The organism is Aquiflexum lacus, assembly GCF_015476655.1.
In the GTDB taxonomy this organism is placed as follows: Bacteria; Bacteroidota; Bacteroidia; order Cytophagales; family Cyclobacteriaceae; genus Aquiflexum; species Aquiflexum lacus.
On sequence record NZ_JABFHF010000056.1, the window covers coordinates 1 to 3229 of the forward strand.

General features: G+C 53.7%; 2 rRNA genes. Both read right to left on the reverse strand.

The annotated features are described in order from the left end of the window. Positions 1 to 3: 3 nt before the first annotated feature. Positions 4 to 115: ribosomal RNA gene (gene rrf / locus HMJ38_RS24875) — 5S ribosomal RNA — on the reverse strand. 187 nt (positions 116 to 302) lie between these two features. Next, positions 303 to 3185 (reverse strand): 23S ribosomal RNA (locus HMJ38_RS24880). Between the last annotated feature and the right edge of the window lie 44 nt (positions 3186 to 3229).

Consider the following 3229-nt stretch of genomic DNA (forward strand, 5'->3'; position numbering starts at 1 on the left):
ATAATGTGGCGGCGGCCTACTCTCCCGGGTGTAACCCCAGTACCATCGGCGCTGCAGGGCTTAACTTCTCTGTTCGGGATGGGAAGAGGTGGGACCCCTGCGCTGGGCCGCCTAAATCTTGAGATGTGAGACACTAGATGTGAGATATGAGACTTGGCTCTGCCCACATACGTATCATCAATCTTTAATATCTTAAGTTCTTTAATACGCTATATCGATGTAAGTACCAAGTCTTATGTCTTGTGTCTCACATCTCACGTCTATTTCATGATATGTCTCGCAGAGAATGCAACAGTCTGAGCTGAAGCAAGTTTTCGGGCTATTAGTACTGCTCGGCTTTGCCATTACTGGCTTTACACCTGCAGCCTATCGACGTCATCGTCTCTGACGGCCCTGTTTGGAAGTCTCATCTCGGAGGGAGTTTCGCACTTAGATGCTTTCAGCGCTTATCTCTTCCCGACGTAGCTACCCGGCAGTGCAGTTGGCACCACAACCGGTACACCAGCGGTCAGTCCAACCCGGTCCTCTCGTACTAAGGTCAGCGCTCCCCAAACTTCCCACGCCCGCAACAGATAGGGACCGAACTGTCTCACGACGTTCTGAACCCAGCTCGCGTGCCACTTTAATGGGCGAACAGCCCAACCCTTGGGACCTTCTCCAGCCCCAGGATGTGACGAGCCGACATCGAGGTGCCAAACCTCCCCGTCGATATGAGCTCTTGGGGGAGATCAGCCTGTTATCCCCAGAGTACCTTTTATCCTTTGAGCGACGGCCTTTCCATGCAGTACCGCCGGATCACTATACCCGTGTTTCCACCCTGCTCGGCTTGTCGGCCTTACAGTCAAGCTCCCTTATGCTATTGCACTCCGCGCACGGTTACCAAGCGTGCTGAGGGAACCTTTGGAAGCCTCCGTTATCCTTTTGGAGGCGACCACCCCAGTCAAACTACCCACCAAGAAATGTCCCCCGCACAGCGGGGTTAGATACCAGGCAAACAAAGGGCGGTATTTCAACATTGACTCCACAGCGCCTGGCGACGCCGCTTCACTGTCTCCCGCCTATCCTACACATCGTTTACCCGGTACCAATACTAAGCTGCAGTAAAGGTTCATGGGGTCTTTCCGTCCCGTTGCGGGTACACGGCATCTTCACCGTGACTACAATTTCACCGAGCTCATGGCTGAGACAGCGCCCAGATCGTTACACCATTCGTGCAGGTCGGAACTTACCCGACAAGGAATTTCGCTACCTTAGGACCGTTATAGTTACGGCCGCCGTTTACCGGGGCTTCGATTCAATGCTTCCCTTGCGGTAACATCCCCTCTTAACCTTCCGGCACCGGGCAGGTGTCAGGCCTTATACTTCCCCTCTCGGGTTCGCAAAGCCATGTGTTTTTGCTAAACAGTCGCCTGGGCCTTTTCACTGCGGCCCCGCGTCTTACCGCGGGGCGCCCCTTCTCCCGAAGTTACAGGGCCATTTTGCCGAGTTCCTTAGCCATGATTCACTCGAGCACCTCAGGATTCTCTCCTTGACCACCTGTGTCGGTTTGCGGTACGGGCCGTCATACGCTTATCGCCAGAAGTTTTTCTTGGAAGCTTTTAGGGACACTGTCCGATCTCCCGAAGGATCTCGGTACTGTCAGGTTCGGCTAGTGCTGCGCATTTGACTACAGCTCCAATACCTACACCCTTCAACGCGGTATTCCGTCACCGCGCGGTCCTTTCACAACTCCGTCACTCCGTCACCTGTATGACAGGTATGGGAATATTAACCCATTTTCCATCGGAATCCCCCTTCGGGTTATCCTTAGGCCCCGACTGACCCTGATCCGATTAGCGTTGATCAGGAAACCTTGGTCTATCGGTGTGGGGGTTTCCCGCCCCCATTATCGTTACTTATGCCTACATTTGCTTTTCCAAACACTCCAGCACACATCGCCATGTGCATTCACCGTGATTGGAATGCTCCCCTACCAGTTGATATAAATATCAAATCCTGCGCTTCGGTATTACACTTGATGCCCGATTATTATCGACGCCCTGCCGCTCGACCAGTGAGCTGTTACGCACTCTTTAAAGGAATAGCTGCTTCCAAGCTAACCTCCTGGCTGTCTCTGCAGCTGGACCACCTTTGTTCAACTTAGTGTAAATTTTGGGACCTTAGCGGCAGGTCCGGGTTCTTTCCCTCTCGGACACGGACCTTAGCACCCATGCCCTCACTGCCGTTACTGTATGACGGCATTCGGAGTTCGTCAGGATTTGGTAGGATATGACTCCCCCTAGTCCTATCGGTAGCTCTACCTCCGCCATACATTCCACGACGCTGTTCCTAAAAACATTTCGGGGAGTACGAGCTATTTCTCAGTTTGATTGGCCTTTCACCCCTACCCACAGATCATCCGGAAACTTTTCAACGTTTATCGGTTCGGTCCTCCACGGCGTCTTACCGCCGCTTCAACCTGTCCATGGGTAGATCACAAAGTTTCGCGTCTACCCCCACTGACTATTCCGCCCTGTTCAGACTCGCTTTCGCTCCGGCTGCGTGCATCAATGCACTTAACCTCGCCAGTGAGGAGTAACTCGTAGGCTCATTATGCAAAAGGCACGCCGTCACCCCACTAAAGGGCTCCGACCGCTTGTAAGCGCACGGTTTCAGGTTCTATTTCACCCCGTTGTTCACGGTACTTTTCACCTTTCCCTCACGGTACTTGTTCACTATCGGTCTCCCAGGAGTATTTAGCCTTACCGGATGGTGCCGGCGAATTCAACCGGGATTTCTCCTGTCCCGGCCTACTCAGGATACCCGCCTCCGTATTCATGTCTCCCCTAAGGGGCTATCACCCTCTCCGGCCAGACTTCCCAGACTGTTCGGGTCACATTCATACAGGTTATGCAGGTCCTATTACCCCGTACATGCCGTAACATGTACGGTTTGGGCTGTTCCGCTTTCGCTCGCCACTACTCACGGAATCACTCTTGTTTTCTCCTCCTCCGCCTACTTAGATGTTTCAGTTCGGCGGGTTTGCCTTCCTTGCGGAATACCCTGCTTGTGCAGGGTGGGTTGCCCCATTCGGACATCCGCGGATCAGCCCCGCTTGCGGGTCCCCGCGGCTTTTCGCAGCTTATCACGTCCTTCTTCGCCTCTGGGAGCCTAGGCATCCCCCGTGCGCCCTTGTTCACTTACTCTTTACACTCCGCACGCCTTTTGCCTCGTGCAGGTGCACTCTTTT